General features: G+C 36.8%; 26 protein-coding genes and 1 pseudogene. 23 read left to right on the plus strand and 4 right to left on the minus strand.

Features of this window, described 5'->3' with window-relative positions:
* The first annotated feature begins 116 nt into the window (after window positions 1-116).
* The 11 genes and pseudogenes from LVD16_RS14765 (at window position 117) to LVD16_RS14815 (ending at window position 8,292) form a co-directional block, all read left to right on the plus strand.
* Window positions 117-492: pseudogene (locus LVD16_RS14765) on the plus strand (DUF4844 domain-containing protein).
* A 319-nt stretch (window positions 493-811) separates the two neighbouring features.
* Window positions 812-1,243, plus strand: a complete 432-nt coding sequence (locus LVD16_RS14770) for a hypothetical protein (protein WP_233769038.1) — start codon at window positions 812-814, stop codon at window positions 1,241-1,243.
* Window positions 1,244-1,660: 417 nt separating this feature from the next.
* Window positions 1,661-2,152 (plus strand): hypothetical protein, encoded by a 492-nt coding sequence (locus tag LVD16_RS14775; RefSeq protein WP_233769039.1) that lies wholly within the window; start codon window positions 1,661-1,663, stop codon window positions 2,150-2,152.
* A 201-nt stretch (window positions 2,153-2,353) separates the two neighbouring features.
* Window positions 2,354-2,854: a pyridoxamine 5'-phosphate oxidase family protein gene (locus LVD16_RS14780; RefSeq protein ID WP_233769040.1), complete on the plus strand. Its 501-nt coding sequence runs from the start codon at window positions 2,354-2,356 to the stop codon at window positions 2,852-2,854.
* Window positions 2,855-3,049: 195 nt separating this feature from the next.
* Complete coding sequence (locus LVD16_RS14785; protein WP_233769041.1) at window positions 3,050-3,721, plus strand: MBL fold metallo-hydrolase; 672 nt, start codon at window positions 3,050-3,052, stop codon at window positions 3,719-3,721.
* Between the two features lie 181 nt (window positions 3,722-3,902).
* Window positions 3,903-4,250, plus strand: a complete 348-nt coding sequence (locus tag LVD16_RS14790) for a hypothetical protein (RefSeq protein ID WP_233769042.1) — start codon at window positions 3,903-3,905, stop codon at window positions 4,248-4,250.
* Window positions 4,251-4,457: 207 nt separating this feature from the next.
* Complete coding sequence (locus LVD16_RS14795) at window positions 4,458-4,817, plus strand: hypothetical protein (RefSeq protein WP_233769043.1); 360 nt, start codon at window positions 4,458-4,460, stop codon at window positions 4,815-4,817.
* A 434-nt stretch (window positions 4,818-5,251) separates the two neighbouring features.
* Entirely contained in the window at window positions 5,252-5,785 is a 534-nt protein-coding gene (locus tag LVD16_RS14800) for a TlpA family protein disulfide reductase (RefSeq protein ID WP_233769044.1), read from the plus strand.
* A gap of 114 nt (window positions 5,786-5,899) precedes the next feature.
* Window positions 5,900-6,406 (plus strand): SHOCT domain-containing protein, encoded by a 507-nt coding sequence (locus LVD16_RS14805; RefSeq protein WP_233769045.1) that lies wholly within the window; start codon window positions 5,900-5,902, stop codon window positions 6,404-6,406.
* Window positions 6,407-6,583: 177 nt separating this feature from the next.
* Entirely contained in the window at window positions 6,584-7,612 is a 1,029-nt protein-coding gene (locus LVD16_RS14810) for a YdbT family protein (RefSeq protein ID WP_233769046.1), read from the plus strand.
* A 32-nt stretch (window positions 7,613-7,644) separates the two neighbouring features.
* The gene (locus LVD16_RS14815; protein WP_233769047.1) at window positions 7,645-8,292 is read left to right on the plus strand and encodes a biotin/lipoyl-containing protein; all 648 of its coding nucleotides are present in this window, start codon (window positions 7,645-7,647) and stop codon (window positions 8,290-8,292) included.
* A gap of 41 nt (window positions 8,293-8,333) precedes the next feature.
* Here the strand turns inward: LVD16_RS14815 and LVD16_RS14820 are convergent, their stop codons facing one another.
* Window positions 8,334-9,152, minus strand: coding sequence for a glycerophosphodiester phosphodiesterase (locus tag LVD16_RS14820; RefSeq protein ID WP_233769048.1), 819 nt, complete (start codon window positions 9,150-9,152; stop codon window positions 8,334-8,336).
* 218 nt (window positions 9,153-9,370) lie between these two features.
* Between LVD16_RS14820 and LVD16_RS14825 the strand changes: the two genes are divergently transcribed.
* From LVD16_RS14825 to LVD16_RS14845, 5 genes are all read left to right on the plus strand, one after another.
* A complete protein-coding gene (locus LVD16_RS14825) occupies window positions 9,371-10,405 on the plus strand; it encodes a serine hydrolase domain-containing protein (protein ID WP_233769049.1) in 1,035 nt (344 codons plus the stop codon).
* Window positions 10,406-10,461: 56 nt separating this feature from the next.
* The gene (locus LVD16_RS14830; RefSeq protein ID WP_233769050.1) at window positions 10,462-10,632 is read left to right on the plus strand and encodes a hypothetical protein; all 171 of its coding nucleotides are present in this window, start codon (window positions 10,462-10,464) and stop codon (window positions 10,630-10,632) included.
* A 123-nt stretch (window positions 10,633-10,755) separates the two neighbouring features.
* Window positions 10,756-11,154, plus strand: coding sequence for a hypothetical protein (locus tag LVD16_RS14835; RefSeq protein ID WP_233769051.1), 399 nt, complete (start codon window positions 10,756-10,758; stop codon window positions 11,152-11,154).
* 452 nt (window positions 11,155-11,606) lie between these two features.
* Window positions 11,607-12,542: a hypothetical protein gene (locus tag LVD16_RS14840; RefSeq protein ID WP_233769052.1), complete on the plus strand. Its 936-nt coding sequence runs from the start codon at window positions 11,607-11,609 to the stop codon at window positions 12,540-12,542.
* Window positions 12,543-12,719: 177 nt separating this feature from the next.
* A complete protein-coding gene (locus tag LVD16_RS14845; RefSeq protein WP_233769053.1) occupies window positions 12,720-13,184 on the plus strand; it encodes an SRPBCC domain-containing protein in 465 nt (154 codons plus the stop codon).
* Between the two features lie 56 nt (window positions 13,185-13,240).
* Here the strand turns inward: LVD16_RS14845 and LVD16_RS14850 are convergent, their stop codons facing one another.
* Window positions 13,241-14,227, minus strand: coding sequence for a helix-turn-helix domain-containing protein (locus tag LVD16_RS14850; protein ID WP_233769054.1), 987 nt, complete (start codon window positions 14,225-14,227; stop codon window positions 13,241-13,243).
* 241 nt (window positions 14,228-14,468) lie between these two features.
* On the opposite strand from LVD16_RS14850, the gene LVD16_RS14855 reads away from it, so the two are divergent.
* The 6 genes from LVD16_RS14855 to LVD16_RS14880 are packed head-to-tail and all read left to right on the plus strand — an operon-like array spanning window position 14,469 to window position 20,388.
* Window positions 14,469-16,061: a S8 family peptidase gene (locus tag LVD16_RS14855; RefSeq protein ID WP_233769055.1), complete on the plus strand. Its 1,593-nt coding sequence runs from the start codon at window positions 14,469-14,471 to the stop codon at window positions 16,059-16,061.
* A 38-nt stretch (window positions 16,062-16,099) separates the two neighbouring features.
* Window positions 16,100-17,071 (plus strand): hypothetical protein, encoded by a 972-nt coding sequence (locus LVD16_RS14860; protein ID WP_233769056.1) that lies wholly within the window; start codon window positions 16,100-16,102, stop codon window positions 17,069-17,071.
* Window positions 17,072-17,089: 18 nt separating this feature from the next.
* Window positions 17,090-18,136, plus strand: a complete 1,047-nt coding sequence (locus LVD16_RS14865) for a hypothetical protein (protein WP_233769057.1) — start codon at window positions 17,090-17,092, stop codon at window positions 18,134-18,136.
* A 58-nt stretch (window positions 18,137-18,194) separates the two neighbouring features.
* Window positions 18,195-18,944 carry a hypothetical protein gene (locus LVD16_RS14870; RefSeq protein ID WP_233769058.1) on the plus strand — a complete coding sequence of 250 codons (750 nt, stop codon included), beginning with the start codon at window positions 18,195-18,197 and terminating at the stop codon, window positions 18,942-18,944.
* Between the two features lie 46 nt (window positions 18,945-18,990).
* Window positions 18,991-20,007, plus strand: a complete 1,017-nt coding sequence (locus tag LVD16_RS14875; RefSeq protein ID WP_233769059.1) for a DUF6973 domain-containing protein — start codon at window positions 18,991-18,993, stop codon at window positions 20,005-20,007.
* 24 nt (window positions 20,008-20,031) lie between these two features.
* On the plus strand, window positions 20,032-20,388 hold the full coding sequence (locus LVD16_RS14880; protein WP_233769060.1) for a hypothetical protein: 357 nt from the start codon (window positions 20,032-20,034) through the stop codon (window positions 20,386-20,388).
* An 81-nt stretch (window positions 20,389-20,469) separates the two neighbouring features.
* Here the strand turns inward: LVD16_RS14880 and LVD16_RS14885 are convergent, their stop codons facing one another.
* Window positions 20,470-21,279 carry a rhomboid family protein gene (locus LVD16_RS14885; protein WP_233769061.1) on the minus strand — a complete coding sequence of 270 codons (810 nt, stop codon included), beginning with the start codon at window positions 21,277-21,279 and terminating at the stop codon, window positions 20,470-20,472.
* Between the two features lie 14 nt (window positions 21,280-21,293).
* Window positions 21,294-22,085: a 3-keto-disaccharide hydrolase gene (locus LVD16_RS14890; protein WP_233769062.1), complete on the minus strand. Its 792-nt coding sequence runs from the start codon at window positions 22,083-22,085 to the stop codon at window positions 21,294-21,296.
* Window positions 22,086-22,242: 157 nt separating this feature from the next.
* Here LVD16_RS14890 and LVD16_RS14895 point away from each other — a divergent pair, with 157 nt between their 5' ends.
* Window positions 22,243-22,449 carry a hypothetical protein gene (locus LVD16_RS14895; RefSeq protein WP_233769063.1) on the plus strand — a complete coding sequence of 69 codons (207 nt, stop codon included), beginning with the start codon at window positions 22,243-22,245 and terminating at the stop codon, window positions 22,447-22,449.
* Window positions 22,450-22,472 lie beyond the last annotated feature (23 nt).

The following is a 22,472-nucleotide window of genomic DNA, read 5'->3' on the forward strand; positions in this document are numbered from 1 at the left end:
ATAGATTATATTCGTAATTTCCCTGACGCTCAAATCTATTTTAGAAAACAATGAAATACGTTAAAATTTTGGTTTTGCTTTTAGCTGTATTTGCTTGCAAACAAAACTCTACTGATATGAAAACGGCTGAAAGCTATGCAGATAAGTTCGAAGAATTCATTACTAAGAAAAAGTTCGTTGAGGAAAATTATTATCCAGGAATAGCTGATGAAAAAATGCGACCAATGCTTACCGAGAAAGTAAATAGTATCGCGGTCGATTTTAGAAGTGTGTCGGAATCAGGGCATCCAACTGATAAAAAATACCAGGAGAAGATTGGTATTGGTCTTTCAAGGTTCGATAACGTTTACTTGCAACTGGACACAGAAGATAGAGAGAGTATGTACATACATTGAAGAGTTAATGGACATCGTGGGACTAGAAAGTTCAGATGGACAGCTAAATAAATTTATGTATGGGTTTGATCCCAATGAGTTTGTAAAGGGAAATTAAAAGCCCTTGCTATTCGTAGTCTTCAACCCCGAATTTTCCAATGATTACTAGTATCTCCGACACGGTATTAAATGTCAAATTTTACATTTCTGTCATTAAATCCGGCACAAGCGCCGCTGGTGCCGCTAACTAGTAGAATATAAAGGTTTGATATTATTTAATCTTTCATGTAATATTTTTTATTGAAATTATTAAGTTAAGGCATTCAGAAGTGTCTGCATTGAATTGAAAATAGAACAGAAGGAGTTTTATAATAAAGTTTCAGCCAAGTTATGGAGGGCCATATTCAACAAAAAAACTACCCAGTAAATGAAAGAACATGTCACAAGTTAACATCATATTTTCAGCAATATTATTGTCAATAATCTCATGCACAGAGAATGATACAATTGATAAGCCAGACCTGGCGGGAAAGTGGGATTTGCAAATTAAGAGAGGTGACGATTTTCTATGGAATTATGAGCAGGGGTTTGAACTGCTAAGTAACGGATCATACTTGCCAAGATATTGGAACGAAGATAATTCATCATGGCAGAGCGAAGATCAAGAATTTGGCACCTTAACCTGGAAACTTTTAGAAAAGAATAAAGAAAATCGTCTTTATTTTTATCATGAGTATTCCTTATTTAATGACAACAAGAAAGATATTGTATCTTATTCTATCATCTCTATCCAATCTGATTTCTTGCAACTTTCAGGGTATGATCCTCATGGCAACAAGAGAGAGCTAACTATGATCAAGGAAAAATGAAATAGTCTTATTATAACAGATGCCAACTGCTAACCAATAAATGTAAAGGTTTGATATTATTTCATCTTTCATGTGATATTTTTTATTGAAATTATTAAGTTAATGAATTGGAAAGTGCCTACGTTGACTTGAGAATAGATCAGAAAGAGTTTTATAATAAAGTTGCAGCCAAGTAATTTTTCCTACTCAGAGTTACTCTATTGCTCTTAATTTTCGACTATCAACTTTCCAATGACTATTATTGTGTCACCAACCCGGCATTAAGTAGCAAATTTTTATATAATGGTCATTATAAGTTTGCACCAGAGGGGGCGAGGATAGTACTCTTTAATTACATTCCTAGAAAAAGTGGCTATCAAGCTCTATCGACAGCAATGTTAATAAAGGGAATACTTATAATTATAAGAATATTTTAGAATGGAAAGATTTGAAGATATATGGATCAGTTCAGAGGAGCACTTAGATAAATTTAAAGAAGTTAAGAAAAACAGAAAAATTCTGAAAAACATGCACGAACTTGATGTTTCTGACAGACTTTATGATTTTCCTCGTGTTATGGTTGGAAACAATATTTTTCCAGTGATTTTTGAAAATATCGGTAGACTTATCCTATCTGATGACAATCTACAGTTTTATAATTGTGGAACTGAGGATAAACCACAGTATGACGGAATTAATAAAAGTGGAAATTTTCATATCTCAATAGAAAACATCATAAATATAGAATTAGCAACTTATAAAAAAGCCCTAATTTCTTATTTTGACAATACCTGGGTGAAAATTCATTTTATTGAAGACGGAATTAATAAAAATATATTGATTTCAAATAGTGGAGTAGGGTTCATGATGAAAAAAGTAAAAAATAAGAATATGGACTTGTTAAAATTAATCAAAGAAAAGATGAATTAACTTTGCTCAATTTCCCCCACTCAGAGTTGCTCGAAGAGAACTCTGAGTATCTGATCTCGCTGATGGAAGAGTCGCTGTCAACCTGTTCCTTTTAAATTCTTAAAAACTAACTTCTTCTTTAAATGGTTCAATCTATAGCCACTAGTGAATAGCCGGCTAGTATGAATTTGAAACGGTTACAAACCATTAAATCGAAGGAGAATGAGTCATAAAGATTTAACCAATAAAGAAGCAATTAGTAAATTAAAAGAGCTGGTTGAAGGAATAGATTTTACCATGATGGATACTAATTTAGGCGGTAAACCATCACATATTGTTCCCATGAGCACAAAGGACGTCGATGATAACGGCAATATTTGGTTCCTTAGCAATGGCGATAGTGAACATAATTCCTACATAAAAAAGGATAATGCTATACAGCTGATATATTCGAAGCCTCAAAGCATGGAATACCTCGCACTTTTTGGGCATGCCACTATTCTAACGGATACTGATATCATCAAAAAGTATTATCAAAGTTCTGATGATGCCTGGTTTGATGGCCCTGAAGACCCTAAGGTGACAGCGATCAAAGTAGTGCCTGAATCATCCTATTACTGGGATACCAAAAACGGAAAGTTGACCACCTTATTCAAAATGGGCCTAGGAGTAATTACTGGTGAAAAGCAGGACTTAGGCGTAGAAGGTGAACTGAAGGTGTAATTCTGCCTTTAACAGATACACTTAGCTAAAAGTGAATTATTATACAGTCGCTCGGCTTAAGTCAGCGACTGTTTTATTAACACGGAGCGAAACCACTACGATCCTCACAGCTAGTAATTGATGAACGGAACATCTTTAACAGTGTTAGTGTATTTATAGTTAAGCAATCTATTTCAACTAACAATCACCCTTAGAATGGACAAGAATCTTTATTTTGATGCTAGCTCAAAAAAATTGCAATCTTCTGATTATGGGCTTTATGCTACCCCTGTGTCTCCCTTACCTTACGTAGACAATGTGATAGTTCGTTCTTATCTTTTGGAACGTCCTGATGGGAATGTCATTATTTATAATTCATCAGGAATTAGTCAAACTTCGCAGGAATTAGATCAGAAGGGGGTTTCTGGTGGTCTTTTTTTAAATCATCATCATGAGGGTATGTTTGGAAAGCCAGATATTGATATTTCTATATGGATCCATGAAAATGATAGGCCAAAAGTCAATATGCCAATTACAAATACATATGGAAAAGAAGAAAAGATAGGGGGTGATCTGACGATTGTACCAACACCTGGTCATACGCAGGGTACTACTTCATTTCTTTGGGATAATGGTGAATATCGTTTTCTTTTCCCGGGAGATTCAATTTGGGTTCAAAATGGTCAATGGAAAGCCGTCTTACTTAGTGATGGTGATCGTTCTGCATATCTGGATAGCCTTGAGACAATGAAGAAGCTAGACTTTGATTTCATTGTTCCCTGGGGTGTTGAAGAGGGTTCGCCTGCAGGTTATGCCATTTCAAAGGATCAAAAAATAGAGATTTTTGATGAAATAATTAAGCGGCTGGAGGCAGGTGAAAATTATTAGCATTTTGGTCTAGTGGCAGGAGTAAAATCAAGGTTTTAAGGCAAAAGGACAATTTGCAAGACCAGTCACTTGGCCATTGCAGAGGAGCGACTCAAGCTATTTAAGCTTCGTAATCTGCGGATCTTTGTCATATGTTTACCAATTGTTCCTAACAACATGTTTTTCTAATTACCTTTGTATCATGGGAGCAATAGTGCGGTTTTTATCGGTATCAATACTGCTGACTTTTTACGGTCTTGCGGTAGGGATGTCATATCAAAACTTCTCCCCACAGGACAATTTTAAGGGCACAGCTCAGATCGATTCTGTAGTTACTGGTGTCTTATGTCATACTTTTTCAGGTGAGCTCAATGGAGGAGGTGATCTGCCGGCTCCCGATCTGAAAAGCAATTTTGCCAAAGCCACCCTCTGCCATGCTGATGAACTGATCATTAAAAGCTCGATTACAAAATATTGTAATCTTAGCCTCAATCATTTCATTAAGCTAAAAAAGAGAGATCGGCTCTTTCCATTCCACTATTTCTGGTAATCCATTGTAAGTCCTCACATGCTCATTGCGTAAATAGGCGCATGATGCAATAAATAGATTTACGATTTTAATAATATTACAATGGAAATTAATATTGGAAGCGTCATATTCGGCGTTTTTATACTCATGCTTTGCTTTTTGCCTTTTATTCTAAGTTCTAGAAATACAAAAAGGTCAGCTAAAAAACTTTTAAACACACTTAGACAAATGGCTTCAGAACATGGTACTGAAATTAGCCATTTTGAGACATTTTTTAATTTTGCCATCGGGTGCGATGAGCCTAAAAACTTTATATTCTTTGTTAAGAGAGAGGCTAATGATTATACCAAAATTAGCGTTGACCTTAATGATTTTAAGAAATGTACCATCATCAATAAGGGTAGGGTGGTCAAGTTTAACAATGAAACACAAACGGTTATAGAAAAACTGGCCTTGCAACTCATACCTATTAACGGTAAAGCTGATATTCAATTAGAATTCTGCAATGAGAGTGATAACATAGAGCTTTATGGAGAAATGCAGGCCATAAAGAAATGGAAAGATCTGATTGATGAAGCCATAAGTTAAATTGATATTATAATACAAAGAGGTTGTGTCAAAGAGTAAGTAATACTCATACCTTAAAGCTTACAAAATGTTACGTTAAAACATTTAAAATTGCTTTTGATACAACCTCTTTCATTACAGCCCGAGTACTCTAGTGCTTAAATGATACATGTTATGGTATTCCATTTGCCACGGTATGTATTGTTGAAAAGAGACATTTATTGACAGTAAAATAATATTAAACATAACTTTTATTCTATAATTACGTAATTCTGACAGTACTGTAAAGCTGAAAAAGAGTGAATAAAAATGCTATTACGTCAGCCCAAATGATGCAGGGTGGGGTTGTTTAATGTGAAAGAGTTATGGTTAGGGTCAGAACCATTTCTTAAGTGAATCATAGGGTTATTCAAAATGAAATAAGCTTAAATAACCATAAAACTCAATTACTCAAAATGAAATTAACCCTAACAACACTATGCCTGTTTCTAAGTTTTTGCTCTTTTGGTCAAAGAGAATTCCCAGATGATTTTAGAAAGGGGGGCATTGAAGTCAATTCTCAACTCACCGATCTATCTCTCTATTCGTTAGACAGTGTGCAGTTCAATTCTTCCGATTTAAAAAACAAAGTGACTGTCATTAATTATTGGTTTGTGGGGTGCGGAGGTTGTCGGCAGGAAGAGGAGTTTATGAAAGAAATCACAGAGTATTTTAGAGAGGAAGAAAAGGTGCAGTTCATATCTATTACACCATCAACGTCTGAAGAAGTTAAGGAATACTTTCAAAAGCATGGAGATTTTGGTTTTCCCGTTTACCCAGCAGGTGGGTTTAAACAAGTGAAAAAAACTTTTAGTGTAAAGACTTTCCCTCATACCCAGATCGTGGTGGATGGAACAATTGTGGAAAACCTTCAAATACCCATTGCACGCGCAGAGTGGAAAGACTGGCTAATAGATGAAATTAAAGAGGAGCTTGTGAAGTTGGAGTAGAATTTTTTAACCGTAATGCTATCCTGATTGCATCATCTAGATGCACAAGATAAATTTCTGGAATATTTTTTGTTGGAATAATATTATTATTCACAATCATTAAATTTTCTTGTTATGAAAAAGATCATTCTATTGCTTATTGGCATTCTTGCGTTCAATTTGACTAATGCTCAAAGAGTTGAGAAATTAGACGAGTATACAGCATTAAACGGAATAACCTATAAAGTAGGTGATGAGATCAAGCTATTAAGGGGTTCTGATACCAATGGTAATTTTGTTTATGTAAGCATTGGAGGCAGGGGTATCATAGCGGACGGAGAATCAAACCGACTTGGAGCCGATCTGGCCGGGCAGATTGTTACCATCAAAAAAATTAAGAGGTACGATCAGAAACATTATAAAGGAGTGTACTTTTCAATTGCCGCAGGTGACGTGGTGAACTATAGTATTGATGTAGAAAACGCGATCAAGACCTGTGAAATTGAGGGCTGCCTATATTCTGAGTCTGGACCCGACAAATATGATCAATTGTCTAAAATCAAAGCGCTTTTAGATAATGGTGCGCTAACTGAACAGGAATTTGAAGCTGAGAAGAAGAAAATTTTGGCTAGAAATGATTGAGGTAGAAGTTGATATGAGCTTCGCAGCGTCTTAATTCCATTGCCACACCTAATTTTTTGCCATTTGTAATGTCTCTTGTCATGTTTAATCATAGATTTATGAGAATTGAGCCTTATCAATGCCAATTAAATTAATGTCACAAGGAAAATTGTTGATTAGTCTAGCATTAACTCCTTAATGAATCATACAAAGAAGAAAATAAGAATAAGCGAATTATATGATTCGATTTTCCTGATTATCATAGGTGTGGTATTCTTTATGACCACAAGATCACCCGAGGCAAAGAATATTGAAAACACAACTAAAATAAATGGTGTTCTGTCGGAGAGTCCGAAATCAGGAGTTCATGATGAAAGTGAGGATTTTATTCGTGTAAACTTAGCAGGATATGGTGACTATTACGAATTTACAAAATGTTCTCTTAATGCTTATATCGAGCAAAACGTTGAAAACCTGCAGGTTGGAGATTCTATTACCTTATATTTAGATAAGAGCAATTCATCAACTATATACCCTTCATTCGGCAAAAGCTATAATGTATATAAGGTATGTGCCGCAAAATCTCCCAAACATGGGACTTATTTAGACTTTGCCAGTTATAATGCGTGTAAAGTGAAAAAAGCCAATATACTTTATCCTTTAATTTGTGGTGCACTTATTCTTATCGCTGTAGGGCAGCTGATTCATAAAATTAATGATAAGGATAGTTATTTTAGCCCTAAGTATTTGAACTTAGAAGATCAATCGGATATATATTATCAGCTAAGACCTCACAAAATCACCTACTTATCCAATCATTTGAAGTGGCCAATCATTTCAATTGTAGCAGGTGTTGCAACCCTTGTTTTTGACATTTTGCCCACTCCTTATATGAGCTATGCTTTTATCGCAGGGGGAATATATTTCATTTATCACTATCTCAGGATTTCCTCTAAAATATATTATGTCCTTGATCAGGAAGGAGTGCATATTAAAAACGTAACCGTATTTTTTCAAGAAGAGGTAAAGACTATCAACTATAATTCTATAAAAGAGGTATTATATAAACCTCAGGATTTTTCGGGAACGGTTCTCATCTATACAGGAAGAAAGGATGATGATGGAGATAAAGTATATGATAAGCTGATAGGAATTGATAACTACATGGAAGTTGTTGATTTTATAAAGAAGCTTATTATTAGAGACAATCCATATTGGAATGCATAGTGATTAAAAGGCTATCAAATAATTTTTACTAAATGTTTTACAAAATTTTCAATTCCTCTAATAATTCTTACCGAAGATCTAAAAATGCCGAAGTAATCAGAATGCCCAGAATGTCTGATCAAATGGAAGATGCAATAGTTTCCAAATGGTTTGTTGAGGTAGGTGATACTTTTAAGGAAGGTGACATTTTAGCAGAGATTGAAACGGATAAGGCCACTATGGAATTAGAGAGCTATGATCATGGTACCATGCTTTATCAAGTTGAAAAAGGTCAAAAAGTGAAGGTCGATGGTATTTTAGCTGTTATTGGAAACAAGGGAGATGAATACAAACATCTGTTAACTGATGCTGAGCAGATTGCAGAAAAGACTGGCGATATCGCCTCGCTAACGTATAAATTGAATAGCTTATTATCTTCGGAAGATAGCTTCGTTATGCAGCTTAGGTATCTTAAAGGTTGCGACGAAACAAAGCTAAATGAATTATTGCAGGTCTTGCAAGATTTAGCTTTTCACTTAAGGAGTAGGGACGAAGTGCCAAAAGCTGTTGTTAAACTTATAATGGACATTATTCCATCTCTGATTTCTTGTTCATCACAGTATGTTGAAGAAGAGGAGAGAAACAGGATCAACCTGGCTATAGATAAATTGAGTCACGCCATCAGAAAATGTTTTGCTTAAAAAGTTACTTTTCAAGCTAAGGTAAGTATAGCAAAAAGAGTCTAAAGAGACTCTTCCTCCATCAATTCTATTCTCTCAAAAACTAGCTCCGGCTCATTGGTAGTAATATAATCAAATCCTTGCCTCAGCAGGTTATCAATAACGGTAGTGTCATTTACTGTCCAGCTATTTAATGATACCTGGTGGTCTTTGGCCAGTTTGACCCAGTCAGGATGTTTTTCAAATACCGAGAAATGGTAATCAAGGCCATTTATTCCATCAGCGTGTAGTTGATCAGGAGCAACGTCACCATTCAAGTACCCTACTTCTGCAGCTGGCATTAGTTCGGTCAGTTTTTTAACTATATCGTAGTCAAAGCTGATAAACATGGCCCATGGCTCTGCAGAAAGTTGTTTTACTGTTGCTACTACTTTCTCAGTGGTAGTAATTCCTCTTTCTTTGCTTATTACTGATGGTTTTATTTCTAAGACAAGTCGAGTGGACCGCTGCTGCATACCGGCATTCAAGTACTGTTCTAAGGTGGGAATGGTTTCACCGTTAGTCAGTTTGTATGACTTCAAAGAATCATATGTACTTTCTTCTATAATATGACCGAAGAACTCTTTATCATGATTAACCACTAAAATACTGTCGGCCGTCATCCAGATATCAAATTCAGAGGCCGTGCATCCCAGGCGGATAGCCTCTTCGAGGGAAGCTATGCTATTTTCTGGTAAATTCTTCTTTTTCCAAGCCCCTCTATGGGCAATTACCTGATTTTCAGCAAAATCCATTTGATCATCATTAGTGCTCTCATTCGATTTATTTTGGCAATTAAACAGTAAAGCAGGCATTAAAGCAAAAAGTAGTATTCTTCTCATAGCCGCAAACATACCCGCTGCTCACATTGCTCACAAGAAATGTATATGAACAATATGTGAACTAAAAGGGACTGCCTCCGATGCTAAAAGTTATGAATCCGACTTTCTAGACTCATAATCCATATCTATAGTATATTTATTACCACTTCTCTAAACTTTGCATTTTCAGCTGCAATTTGTAAAATTGAAAGTTTAAACACGCTTTCATATCAGATTGAATGAGTAAATCAGCATCAAAAAACGTCTTTAGAGTTATCCTGCTCGTAAGTACTGTCATTTCCTTATACTTTGTACCCTGGCCTATTGTAATCGCCTGGATTTCACCATTGCCAGACACAGTTCAGGAGCAAGTAGATAAAGCTGCAGATTATGGTTTCGATGGCATTATAGTATATGTAGACAAAGGAGGTAGCGCACCGGCATTTTATACCTCAGGCTACAAAAATAGAGCAACTCAGGAACCGGCGGATCCTCATTCCTTATTCAAAATAGCCAGTGTGAGTAAGCTTTATACAGCTTTGTCAATAGCCAAGCTGGTACACAGCGGTCAATTGTCTTTAGATAAAACTTTGGCAGATTACTTCCCAGAGCTAGCCGGTAGAATAGAAAATGCCAATAAGATCACGATAAAAATGATGGTTCAGCACCGAAGTGGCATCCCTAACTTCACTGATACCCAAAATTACTGGATGCACCCGAAACAGAGTGATAAGGAACGGCTTGACCTTGTACTGGATCAGCCTGCTAATTTTGAGCCTGACTCTGATTTTGAATATAGCAACACCAACTACCTATTGCTTTCTATGCTGATTGAAAAAGTAACGGGGGCCAGTAAATTTCAATATATCAAAGAAAATATTCTTAATCCTCTGAACTTAACCCACACCTATGGCTCCATTAAGGATGTAAACTTAGAAGACATAATGAGCGGCTATTATGTAGGCTATGATAACGATCTTAAAACTGATGATAACGGGCTTATGCTGGCTACCGCCGATGACCTGGGCACGTTTATACGGGCATTGAATGATGGTTCTGTATTTACAGATAAAAAGGAGCAAGAGATATATACGTCCATCTACAAATATGAGCACACCGGCCTTATTCCTGGCTACCAAACCATTGCTCAATACCATAAGGACATTGATGCCGTAGTGATCCAGTTTACAAACACCGTGAATTTTGATGGCTATAACTGGAGCTTATCGGAAATGATGTATAATCGGATTTTGAAGATTTTGAAAGGGCAATGAATGCTAATGAACTTTGAGATTGATAATACAGTTATTAATGCATATTTTTATATATTATGAAAGTAGAAGTTTTTGCTACCATAGATGAATTAAAGGCAGATAGAGTCAAGAGAAAACTATCTGATCAGGAGATTATTGATCAAACAAATTTCGTTAATTCATTTAAGCGTTTGAGGAGTAAGAATCTAAACACAGAGTCAAGTAAATCTGATAATAAAACCATCTGATTTTATAAGCCATTCCTAAATATAATTTCAATACAAGTTTGGAGTACCTAGACACAGTAATAGGTTTCTTCAATGAAAAGAAAGTGGATTATATGATTGTGGGAGGTACAGCTGTAAATATTTATGGGCTACCACAGACGATCTGAGAATCTACCAGAAGGTATACTTTTTGATTTTGATATTTGGTATAACCCCACCACCGAAAACTTCAGTAGGGTAACCGATGCGCTGTCGGCAATTCAGCCTAACAATAGAAAAGAATTGAAATCGATTATTTTTCATCCAGAAAGGGCATATTTAAGGATAACAGAAAAGCCTTTTAAACTAGAATTGCTACCTGAGATTAAAGGGTACTCTAAGTCCGAATTTTATAAGGTGTTTAAAAATGCCATCAATTATAATCTGGGTAAAAATCAGGCTACAATTATTTCATATCAAGATTTGATAAGGTCGAAATTGGCACTGGCTCGCTCTGTGGATGCAAAAGATTTGGAAGAATTGAGAAAAATCAATAAAAAGTAATGTTACATTCGATTCTAAACTAGGTTCAATATCCAATAATATTCTCAAAACGAATAGGGGATATCTTTCATTACCCTGTCTTTAAAATGGTAAGTCAATCATTATATGATACTTGTGTTTCTATTATATCCATTCCTTCAATGTTTAGGTAAATCACTCATTTAGACATTCCAAAACTCACTACTGCTGATCAGGGGATATTAAAAGAGAGGGCAGAATTGTATAAACCACAGCTGATTAATATATTGGAATTGAATAGGAATTACTTTAATGAAAATTATACTAGGTCAGTTTTTAAATCTGTCTTTTAAAGAGGATTTCATCCGGTATTATCACATTCTTTAAAGGAAAGTAGCTGATATGCTGCATGATGAAGGAGTGATTGTGATTCCTGAAAATGGCATTTACAGAGTAGCATTGGAGTAAAATAACCTTTGCTGTAGATCTAGCATATGATTAACAATATAAAACAATCTATCCACCCACCTTACCGATTTGATAAAACCAATGAAAGTCATGCCGCAAAGCGTAGACAGCTGGTAGATTTCTTAGTAATGGCCCCAATTTCATGCGTAATATTTGGGGTTGCTATCGCAGAGACTCGTTTCATTTTACTGCCTTTAGCAATAGCCATAATCCCCGCGACATTGGTTATCAAAGGTGTTTTTAGGCTTTTAAAAAATAAACATAAACGCTACTATAGACTTGTTAGACAAACTGTAGAACAGGGAGATAATGTTAATAGCTGCTATGTTGTACAGACTACTGTTTCTACCAAGACAATTAGTGAACTCGCATCTGATGATGTGAAGTGGAAAAACGCTGATGAATTTAGTAACAAAGAGGAGGCTGAGCATTTTCTAGATCGACATACTGAGCCGAAAATTATTAGTGAAAAAGTGATCTCAGAAGTTAGGAAATCTCTTAGAAGACCTACATTTTTAGATAGCTTCATGGAAATGCACAACCTTACAAGACTTCAGCTTAAGCCCTATTTTCCTGTATTGATCTTGTTGGCTATAGTCATTTGCTTTTCCTTATTTTTCAGTGTGCTATTATCATTGGTAAATCAAGACCCTTCTTGGGTGCTTTTCATTAGTCTACCATTGTTAATGACAACATTAGCTTTTTATCTCTTTTATACTAAAATGATTCGTTATCATAGACTTGTTAAAAGAACAGTTACTCAAGGCAGGTATAAAAAGACCTCAATTTTCATTCAATCATTTATTTCCAGAAAAGAGTTGATTTCTATAGGGGATGAAAAAGATAGAAAATGGCAGGACTTCTATATAAAAAATACCCTCTGGCTAGATTATGAAGAAAATCCTAAGAATCGATTCAATGAAGATACCATGGAGGTTAAGGTGTTTGAAGAGTTTGTTTAGTACATAAGCTTTCTGAAGTTGCATCTGGTTGTTTTTTTAAATTATTTTGTTGAGTTTGAGCGGAAGGCTTATCAATGATGCAACATCACACCCTCCAAATGTCGTTATCACACCTCAGGCATGGAAGTTTAAATAGGTAATTTAGTATTGAAATAAACTACCTTAAATACTCTAACCATGAAAACATTAGAATTTAAAAAAGATATCAAGGCTTCTGCGGAGAAGACCTATGACACTATGCTGGGGCTTAAGAACATTAAAACCTATGAGCAATGGGCCGCTGAGTTTAACCCAACCTCAACTTATGAAGGTAGCTGGGACAAGGGGTCTAAGATCTATTTTATAGGCACAGATGATGAAGGCAACAAAGGCGGTATGGTTTCAGAAATTGCTGATAATGTACCTTTCAGTTTTGTGTCCATTCGTCACTATGGCATATTAAATGGTGAAACCGAGATCACGAAAGGAGAGGAAGTGGAAAAATGGACCGGAGGAATGGAAAAATATAGATTCAACGAGCATGATGGAGTTACCACTGTCCATATAGAAGTTGATGTAGCAGAAGACTTTGCTGATGATTTCAAGGCTACCTGGCCTAAAGCTTTAAACAAGCTGCAGGAGCTTGCTGAGAATCAAAATTAAGATCCATTTAAAGATTTTTGCTGGCGCCGGCTCATCGCTGGTGCCCATTTCTATTCCTACACTGCTAGTCTTTCCAGGGCATTCACCTTCTTTCTAAGGCGATTGAAAAACCTTACCCGCTCCCTTTGATTAGTGCTACTTATCAACGTGGCTGTAGAAAGAAACTTTTCATGCATTTGTAGCGTGCGTTCGCAGAAATGTTGGTGGTGTGTTACTATGTTATCAATAATATTATGCGCTTTATAAACTGATTTTTGTTCGTTAATGTCCAAGATTATGGTGTTATCGCCAATCAGTATATCGCTGTAATAGAGATTGTAGTTCTTTTTGCATCCGTCACTATCTTCATTAAACTTAAACTTGCAGCCTATCTCAGCCTGTATTTCACAATGATCAATGAGTTCCTTCATTTTTTCCAATAGAACAATAAAGTCATCATCACTGGTGAAAAACCCCGAGTCATTATAAAACTGAATTTGGTTTAGGGTGCTGTTAAGCACGCCATCATTCCAAAGCTCTGAGGTTTCTACAGTATTATGATAATTCAGAATTTCCTCTGCAAGCTTTAGTCTTTTGTCATCTATCGATTTGGAGCTAAACTGAGCTTGTCGCAGATGTGGGAGTTGTGCTACGGATTTTTCCCAGAAAAAGCCTTTAAACTCTGCCAGTTCCGGAATTAGCAGATTGTAGAAGATCGGTATATCCTTGCTTGAGTAGAATAGGCGAGAATTAGGAATATCTGATAAAACCTCCATCTCACCCTTAATTCTTTCAAGATATAAGGTGTAATTAAACTCTTCACCGTTTCCCCAAGCCTGATGAAAATCTACTTTTTGAGAATTTTTACAAAGGAAAGAATCTATAGATATATTAAAGTGGTTGCAAATTTTGGATAATTCATCCAGTGTAATGTCTGTATCACCTCGCAGTCTTCTGTATACGCTATCTATGCTAACTGACAGTAAATCAGATAATTCTGAAACTAAAGAAGAGTCGTTTCTAGTAGATTTGAGATGATTGAAAATATCAACCTGAATACTCATTATTGATTTTTAATAAAAAGGGTTTAGGATTATTGATTATCACAAATTAATTAAATGTAATTAAATAATTCTGTTATTATATAATAATTTTTGTACCTCTCTTCGTGAACTTTTTAGAATCACGCCTGTACTATAATAAAAGCCTAACTTTTTTTAATAAATGCCACACTAAGGCTTATGATATTTGATTTTCTTTCACCGTAAGGTGTATGCTTATTGCGTTCATAATCAACTAACCATTATGAACTTAATAACCAAAATTCAAAAGGCATTATTGCTATTCGGAGTAATAGCAATGTGCAGTTGTGAAGATCAAACTACGGTCATTAAAACCGATGCAGAGGCCATAGCCGACCCTATATCTGGTATGGAGTTTCCTTTAATATCTGTGAAGGAAAATACTAAAGATGCATTGACCATTACAGATATTAATAGAATGGTTCCAGCAGAGGCTGGAAATCAATCGCCTTGGAGAGAAGTCGATGACTATGTGCTATGGAGTGCAGTAGTGAGAGGCGAAGGAAAAGTAGCCATAGGTGTTCAAGAACTTGATGAGCACGCCACACCAGCCCTTCAATCCGAAATCTCTGTGATGGAGTACGCTAAACTTTATACTCAGGCGTACTTAAACCTCTTGAATAAAGCAACTGATAATGCTGCCCTGGAATTTGAGTCTTATGATGGTTTCCCAATCATTTGGGCTACTATTAATGATTACGAAATGTTGGCCAAGCTTAGGCAGTTACCCACGGTACGATATATTGAGCCAGATGGCTTCGACCTGGCGGCAAATGAATCTATAAATGCTAAGCAAGCCAGCGGTAGTGGATGCTCTGATGATGAGAATTACGCCAATCAATCGGATAGATATACGATACCTCCAGGAACTAACTATAAAGTGAGTTGGCACTTATATACTCACAATATTCCTGCAGCCTGGAATTATGCAGACGGAGAAGATATAAGAATAGGCATGGTAGATACTGGGGTTGGAGAAAAACAAAATCAACTAAGAGGTAATTTCGGTTCTGGAAGAACAGTAATACTATCTCGTACCACAGAAGCACTATTCAAAAAAAACAGACATCCTTATGATGACTGTGGTCACGGTACCTCTATGGCTGGTCAGATGACTGCACCAAAAAATAGTATAGGAGCCATGGTGGGTATAGCACCACGTGCTGACTTGCATAGTGTAAAAATTGCCGATGGTGTAATAATAGAAACTACAAAAGAGCGTCAGGCATTTGTAAAGGCTGTTAGAAAACTGGCTGATGATGCTGCAGTGAAAGTAATAAACATATCCGTAGGTCGATTAAATGGCCGAGATGATATGAAAGATGCATTAGATTATGCTGATAGTAAAGGTAAACTGGTTGTTTGTGCTGCAGGAAGTGTATTAGGCCTGAAGATTTTCCCTGCCAGCTATAGCAAAACCATAGCCGCTACAGGTGTAGTTTATGACCCCAATCGTGATCCTCTGGGAATAAACCTACAAGTGATCCAGTCTGACGGTGTGCATAATGCCGATGGTGACCATGTAGACTTCGCCGTGTACCTTAAAAGAAAATCTGATGGTGACTATGCCTTAGGACTTAACAGAAGCAACCCTAATTCTAAAAAGGCTTTGGGTTCATCTGCGGCATCGGCAACAGTTTCTGGAATTGCTGCCTTAATCTGGTCGGTAAAGCCTAACCTTTCTAAAAATCAGGTGATCCAAATCATGCAGGATGCTTCCAGCTACCGCAGATACACCGGTGGACCCAGCAATAATTTCGGCTACGGAATCATAGATGCTGAAAGAGCAGTAAAGAATGCTCGTGATAACTACTAAGTAATCAATCAACCATATAATCACATAAATCATTAACAATGAGAAAATTAAATCTTTTTGTGGGTGCTATGCTATTGGCTATAGTTGGCACTTTCACCGCCTGTCAGGATCAAGATCTATCACAAAATCAGCAAGGTCCAATTGCTCTTAAAAATGATGTTCTGGTTTTCAAAACTCAGGCTGACTTTGAGTCTACTCTAACTTATTTGAAAGAAAATCAGGATGCTTTAGGGGAATGGGAGAAGAAATTTCCCGGGTTCGTATCACTAAGGTCTGCTTATGTAAAATTCGAGGATGCGTTAAATAACACTAATAGCGAGGCAGATGTAGAAGAGCTTATGGAGGCTAACAAATCCATCTTTACAACTACTGATAGAAGTGGCGAACTTGAATTAGTTCCTCTTATGGACGATGACCTTATTTCAACAGTATTTAATAAGGATGGGCTAATAGTAGTAGCGGGTAAATTGATGAAAGTGACTGATAAACAGTTATTTGAGCAAGAGCTTGTAAGTGATGCTGACTTTAAGGTGTCTCTACAGGATTTTCAACAATCAATATTGTCAGGAGGTGCTAAGAATACACCTGTAGTAAAAACAATAGTGAATTTCGATGTAAAAACAGGTAAAAGAATTGATACCTGTGATAAAACCTATGACGGCGGCAAGAAAAGATTGAAGGGCGAGATTTTTAGAAACATGGTGGGGCCTTTGTATTCATCTGTAGGAGCCAGAAGTAAGCATCAGAAAAAGAGATTAGGCCTATGGACAGCTGATAAAACTGATAAAATCAGATTAAAGATTGATGGTGAATACTTCCAGGAAGCACTTGGCGGAGTAGTTATACTTCCAATTACTTATGATAAGACAGAATCTGATGAGAATAAGATCTCTAAGACTTTTGAATTCTGTGTGTTGGTAGAATGTGAATTTGGCATCAACTACATGGAAAACCTTCACTGGTGCGATTGCGATGATTCCAATCAAAGAAGTTGCATTACAAGTATATAATTAACCCACCTAGTAATCATGAAAAATCTTTCAATTAATCTACGCATTTTCAGCTATTGGAGCTGTCTTATGGCTATCGGTTTTATAGTATTTCTTAGCTCATGTGAAGAAAGCGAAGATGGTCAAAAGTTAGGTGATGCACTTCAGGAAGTGACTTATCAATCAGATGACTATTCTGTTACTGTTAGGTTAGATCCAAACCTGGTACATAATTCTCACTCATTTAAGAGTTTGCAAGAGCACGATGATTACCTCATTGATTTAGAAAAATCATCTAATGGCCTGATTACACTTAATAAAAAGATGTATGAGGACTTATCGCATTATTTTGATCCATACCAAATAGCTGTTATTGATAATAACTATCAATTAGAAGTAGCGGGTGAAGTGTTCAAAGTGGATGAAGAGGCCGTGTATAAGCAAGTAAATGGAGCATGGGAACTGGATTTATTTTATGGTAAATCAGGTCTTGTGGATTTAGAGGAGACTGCCATGGTGTATAGTAATGTAGAAGATCTGGAAGCTCTAACTGACTACCAGTTTAAAAGCCCAGAGTCAAAAAGAGTGTATGAAAATAAAAAGGCGGAGATAAGCAGTGGTAAGGTGGCTCGTGACTATGGTTATTATTACTATAAGAACTCCAACGGAAGCCTAAGAAATGTAGAATACAAAAAAACTCCAAACGGCAATACTTACTATGCATATATAAGATGGTATTGCTGGAATGAATCTTATAGGAGAATGTTTGCTGCCAAGGCTAAAGGAGGAACTGAAACTCAAATCTTAAGGGCAGAAGATGGTGGTGATTTCGTGAAATTGAACAATGATGAAACTATTGGTAAATACTTAGTGTCCGGTCAGTTAGATACCGGCGGAGGTAATGTAATGGTAGAAATTGATGGAAGGACAGGGCGAATTGCTGGTGCTAGTGCCAGGTGGAATGCCATGCGAGATAATGTGAAAAGAGTAAAGGACAGATTCACACATAGCATACATTATGCTGCAGTCAGAGACAATAGCACTGGAACTTTGATTAGAGCAATGTACAGGTATGAATTAAACTAATATAAGGCTTACCACTATTAAAATTTCACTTATTAATTAATCTTAAATATCAACAATCATGAAACTTATTAAATTAAACTTAAGCTGGATTTGCGCATTAGCGTTAATGGCATCATGCTTTATGTCATGCGAAGAGCAGAAAATGGAAAAAGCTGAAGAAATCAATCACTTAGCTCAAGCACAGGCTGAATTCAACGTTTATGATGAAGCTAATGAGTACTTTGTTACATTGCAAATTAGCACTAATTCTCCTGAAGGATTGGATGAGGCTGATTTGAAAGGCTTTAAACTAGTTATCAATCCAGAGACAAAGTTATCTGCTGAACCAGTAAGCTACGATCTGGAAGACGGTTCTGATGAGGCGGGAGACGTGGTATCTGTTAATATTTTAGCTAATAACTTCGATGCTAGTGTTGAGTCTTACAAATTAGTAAAGTCGGTTCCTGAAGATTTAGTCAAGAGTGGAAGAATTGGATTCTTATGCAAGTCTAGAACCTATTGGTTCAAATCATGGCTTAGCAACAATGTTTATATCGAGAATAAAAATGGCGTTGATAAGTTTAAGGCTACTGTATACTATTGTAAATCAGCTGTTTCTCAGAATGCATTTGCTGCTATCGCTAATGATCATATAGAGGCTGGATTTTCGCCTTGGACTACAAAAGGTTCTTATGATATGCGTAAAAAAGGTGAGTCTAAATATATAAACACTTGTCCTGAAAACTATGGCTTCGGTATGGCAGTAAAACTAGAAACTAAAAAGTGTGCCACCTATGAGGTTAATTTCAGCGAACTACCATGTGATTAAAATGCCTTTATCCTTATTAAATTAATCTTATTTATATAAAACTAGAATGATCAGACTGAATAATACATGGTCTTATTTACCATTTGCTTTACTAATTATCCTTTTTGCCAGTTGTGAAAAAGATGCTGTAGAGCCACAAGTTGAAAAGGCAATTACTTTCGAAGGGTTGAAAGCCAGGATGCCTCAAAATTATAATGAGAATATACTTTCTCTATCGCTAGAGGACTTGAAGAGTCAGTATACCTCTCTTAAAGGATCTACCAACTCCAAAAGCAGCGCTGAGGAAATTGATGTTTCCATGGATGAGATGGCCTCGATAATATCAGTGATAATGAAGAAATATCCTGATACTGATGAGCTTACAGCAACAGATGTAGCTCGTGTTCAGGAAGACTTCAATGGTATTAGTAAGCAGGAAATCCATGAGAATATTGATGCCATCACCGACTTTTATGATCCTGTTTTGAGGTATGAATTGGTTAATGCTCTGGCGGCTTTTCAGCCACAAAGGAATTCTGGAGCCAGAACTTCTGATTATTTTGGTTATGATATCAGTGCTGCAGAAGCCTGGGCATTGATTTGGCACCCAAGGCTTATAAAGCCCACCAGGGATGCTACGGAAAAGGCCAAAGCGTTCACAAGTGAATATTTTCCAGGTCAGGGTGCCTGGAGGACCAAAGCTGATGCTTTCAGACATGGTATTTGGAATGCCTTACTGGCCAAATATGTAGGTGATAAGAAAAACAAAATCAGTAAGTGTACTGATTGGGCCAAAACCTTCACTGACAAACATGAAGAGGCAGCTGTGAAAATGCCAGATGTTACAGATGCTGAGTTCAGGTTGGATAAAGACATGGACTATCATAATAATAAAATAGGCAGAGACTACTTTAGCAGTGTGGCCTGGGTGGATAAAAGAAAATGGTACCAGACTGCAGTGGTAAAATCTCCTTCAGATGATACCATGGCTGATGCCATCTTTGCCAGGACCAATTCGGCCAGAAAAGTCACTACCAAAGCTCAAATGGATTCGTTCCCAAATAACCTGGTGTATTTATTCTAAGCAGTGAAAAAGGTGCTGTTTTTTATGCTAGCTATCTCTATTGCCACTTGTAATAAGTCGGGTTCCGATGAATTACAGGTGGTAGTAGAAAATAAGACTGATCAGGAGGTGGAAGGAGTGAAGCTATATACTAACATAGGATATAAGCACCATCAGTACACTGATTCTTTGGTTTTTGGTACGCTCAGAATGAAAAGCGACAGCAGCCAAGTTTGGTCTCTAACCCATTTGCCTAAGGCAGATGGTGGGTTTGTTTTAAAATACACATTGAAGTCAGGCCCCAGGGAAAGAGAGTTTGGCTATTTTACTAACGGAAACTTGTTAGATGACAAATATCATATTATCCTCGATAAGGACACTGTTCTTATCCTGCAAGAGTAGTTGATTAAGTTGTCAATAGTTGAAGTGGAAGAGGCTGTCTCAAAAGTAATTATAAGCCAATTACTTTTGAGGCAGTCTCTTTTACTTTTCAGAAAGTTCTTTCAGCCTTTTCTTCTCAGCATCGGTTAGCTTTTCGTACCCCAGGGCGCTTATTTTGTCCAGCAACTCATCTAGCTGCTGAGCACGAGAGGGTTCATACCTGTCATACTTCGGCTTGGATTTAGATGAAAAGGAATCAAAAACCAGGAAATTAGGATTCTTTAAAGTATAAAGTACAAAACCAATGCTAGGAATGCCTAGTAAGGCAAAGATCCATGGGTGAGATGTAAGTGTGTCAGGTCTAAGTAAGGCCGTGACGATCATGCCGATGATGGCACCACCCAGGTGAGCTTCATGGCCTACATTGCCAGTTTGCTTTCGAATTCCCCATACTGATACTAGTACGAAAATGATTCCCATTATCCAGCCGGGAATGCCCACCGGAATGAAAATAAACGAGATTCTTGAAAAAGGATTAAATACAATAGAAGAAAATATGACACCGAATACCGCACCTGAAGCCCCAAGAGCTCTATAATTTCCATGGTTCCTATGGACATATAAAGCCAGTAAGTTGCCTCCAATTAAGCTGGCCATGTAGAGTAATGAAAAACCACCAGCCCCCAATATATACCAGCTAAATTTTCCGAAAGATGCTAGCGCTAACATATTGAAGGCCAGATGTATCCATCCTCCATGTAAGAAGCCAGAACTGATAAGCCTGTAATATTCTTTGGCTATCAATATTCTATCTACATGAAAGAGATATTTTTCCTGAAATGAATAATTTCTCAGCCCATTATAGGTGATGATAACTATAAGAATAATCAGGAAAAAGATAGGAGAGTCCATGTGTTAGATTATGCTTACAGTTTTCTGATCCAGATGTTTCTAAACTGAGCTTTGGTGCCATGGTCTTGAAGTGAAATTACATCTTCCCCATGGGCTTCAGGGTAGTGGTGCAAGCCTATATATAATGTAAGGCCATTAATTGTTACATTATTTTGAACTATCACGCCATTATGCAGCACTGTAATGCGCGCAGGTGCATCTATTTGACCATTTTCTTTGAATCTGGGAGCTGTGTAAATCACATCATAAGTGTTCCATTCGTCTGGTTTTCGCATGGCATTTACCAAAGGAGCATGATCTTTATAAATACTACCTGCCTGGCCATTTCTGTAGGTTCTGTTGTTGTAAGAATCTAGCACTTGCAGTTCATATCTGTTTTGGAAGAATACACCGCTATTACCACGGCCCTGACCTGAATTTTCTACTTTATCAGGAGCGCTAAATTCCAGATGCAGCTGACAGTCAGCAAATTTCATTTTGGTTTGAATACCACCTTTTCCAGGCACTATTTCCATATAATCATTGTCCACTATTTTCCAGGCAGCCGCCTTACTGGGATCGTTTTGACTCACCCATTGATCCAGATTAGAACCATCAAATAAAATGATGGCATCTGAAGGGGCATCACCCAGCTTTTTACCCGGTGTAATCACAGCTACTTCCGGCTCCCAGATTTCTGTCATCTCTGGTTTCATAGGCATGGGAGATTCTTTGGGAGGAGTGTTAGGATAATTCTCCTGAGCGAAGGCTAATGTATTTAGTGCACCTGTAAGTACAAGTGCAAAAGCAGTTCTTTTTAAAAGCATTGAGGGAACGATTTTGTTAATGAGGCTCAAATTAAAGAATTGAGTTCAATTTTTCATCTTATCCCAAGCTTTTCGAAGATTGTGATCAATATATACTTCAATTCCAACCTTTTAGCCAAAGGTAGGGTCTTACCAATACACCTTATGAACTGGCTTTATGACTATAAATAAAAATATTACCTTCTATGAAAATGGAGAAGTAACTGATCAGTTCAGTTATATTCTTACCCGCAATTATATGGGATCACCAAACATGGTGTATCAAATATGTGTGGCCAATAACATTACCTGGGCGGCTAATTTGGACAAGACTAAGTTGTTCATAGAAGATCCTGAAGAGTTTGAATCTACTTTTATAAGATAGGCTCAATTTTAAACAGATCCATA

This window comes from Fulvivirga ligni, assembly GCF_021389935.1.
Lineage (GTDB): Bacteria > Bacteroidota > Bacteroidia > Cytophagales > Cyclobacteriaceae > Fulvivirga > Fulvivirga ligni.

Bases quoted from the DNA above. Each gene is read 5' to 3' on its own strand.
- LVD16_RS14770 (WP_233769038.1), top strand. From the start codon at position 812: ATGTCACAAGTTAACATCATATTTTCAGCAATATTATTGTCAATAATC.
- LVD16_RS14775 (WP_233769039.1), top strand. From the start codon at position 1,661: ATGGAAAGATTTGAAGATATATGGATCAGTTCAGAGGAGCACTTAGAT.
- LVD16_RS14780 (WP_233769040.1), top strand. From the start codon at position 2,354: ATGAGTCATAAAGATTTAACCAATAAAGAAGCAATTAGTAAATTAAAA.
- LVD16_RS14785 (WP_233769041.1), top strand. From the start codon at position 3,050: ATGGACAAGAATCTTTATTTTGATGCTAGCTCAAAAAAATTGCAATCT.
- LVD16_RS14790 (WP_233769042.1), top strand. From the start codon at position 3,903: ATGGGAGCAATAGTGCGGTTTTTATCGGTATCAATACTGCTGACTTTT.
- LVD16_RS14795 (WP_233769043.1), top strand. From the start codon at position 4,458: ATGGCTTCAGAACATGGTACTGAAATTAGCCATTTTGAGACATTTTTT.
- LVD16_RS14800 (WP_233769044.1), top strand. From the start codon at position 5,252: ATGAAATTAACCCTAACAACACTATGCCTGTTTCTAAGTTTTTGCTCT.
- LVD16_RS14805 (WP_233769045.1), top strand. From the start codon at position 5,900: ATGAAAAAGATCATTCTATTGCTTATTGGCATTCTTGCGTTCAATTTG.
- LVD16_RS14810 (WP_233769046.1), top strand. From the start codon at position 6,584: ATGAATCATACAAAGAAGAAAATAAGAATAAGCGAATTATATGATTCG.
- LVD16_RS14815 (WP_233769047.1), top strand. From the start codon at position 7,645: ATGTTTTACAAAATTTTCAATTCCTCTAATAATTCTTACCGAAGATCT.
- LVD16_RS14820 (WP_233769048.1), bottom strand. From the start codon at position 9,152: ATGAGAAGAATACTACTTTTTGCTTTAATGCCTGCTTTACTGTTTAAT.
- LVD16_RS14825 (WP_233769049.1), top strand. From the start codon at position 9,371: ATGAGTAAATCAGCATCAAAAAACGTCTTTAGAGTTATCCTGCTCGTA.
- LVD16_RS14830 (WP_233769050.1), top strand. From the start codon at position 10,462: ATGAAAGTAGAAGTTTTTGCTACCATAGATGAATTAAAGGCAGATAGA.
- LVD16_RS14835 (WP_233769051.1), top strand. From the start codon at position 10,756: ATGGGCTACCACAGACGATCTGAGAATCTACCAGAAGGTATACTTTTT.
- LVD16_RS14840 (WP_233769052.1), top strand. From the start codon at position 11,607: ATGATTAACAATATAAAACAATCTATCCACCCACCTTACCGATTTGAT.
- LVD16_RS14845 (WP_233769053.1), top strand. From the start codon at position 12,720: ATGAAAACATTAGAATTTAAAAAAGATATCAAGGCTTCTGCGGAGAAG.
- LVD16_RS14850 (WP_233769054.1), bottom strand. From the start codon at position 14,227: ATGAGTATTCAGGTTGATATTTTCAATCATCTCAAATCTACTAGAAAC.
- LVD16_RS14855 (WP_233769055.1), top strand. From the start codon at position 14,469: ATGAACTTAATAACCAAAATTCAAAAGGCATTATTGCTATTCGGAGTA.
- LVD16_RS14860 (WP_233769056.1), top strand. From the start codon at position 16,100: ATGAGAAAATTAAATCTTTTTGTGGGTGCTATGCTATTGGCTATAGTT.
- LVD16_RS14865 (WP_233769057.1), top strand. From the start codon at position 17,090: ATGAAAAATCTTTCAATTAATCTACGCATTTTCAGCTATTGGAGCTGT.
- LVD16_RS14870 (WP_233769058.1), top strand. From the start codon at position 18,195: ATGAAACTTATTAAATTAAACTTAAGCTGGATTTGCGCATTAGCGTTA.
- LVD16_RS14875 (WP_233769059.1), top strand. From the start codon at position 18,991: ATGATCAGACTGAATAATACATGGTCTTATTTACCATTTGCTTTACTA.
- LVD16_RS14880 (WP_233769060.1), top strand. From the start codon at position 20,032: ATGCTAGCTATCTCTATTGCCACTTGTAATAAGTCGGGTTCCGATGAA.
- LVD16_RS14885 (WP_233769061.1), bottom strand. From the start codon at position 21,279: ATGGACTCTCCTATCTTTTTCCTGATTATTCTTATAGTTATCATCACC.
- LVD16_RS14890 (WP_233769062.1), bottom strand. From the start codon at position 22,085: ATGCTTTTAAAAAGAACTGCTTTTGCACTTGTACTTACAGGTGCACTA.
- LVD16_RS14895 (WP_233769063.1), top strand. From the start codon at position 22,243: ATGACTATAAATAAAAATATTACCTTCTATGAAAATGGAGAAGTAACT.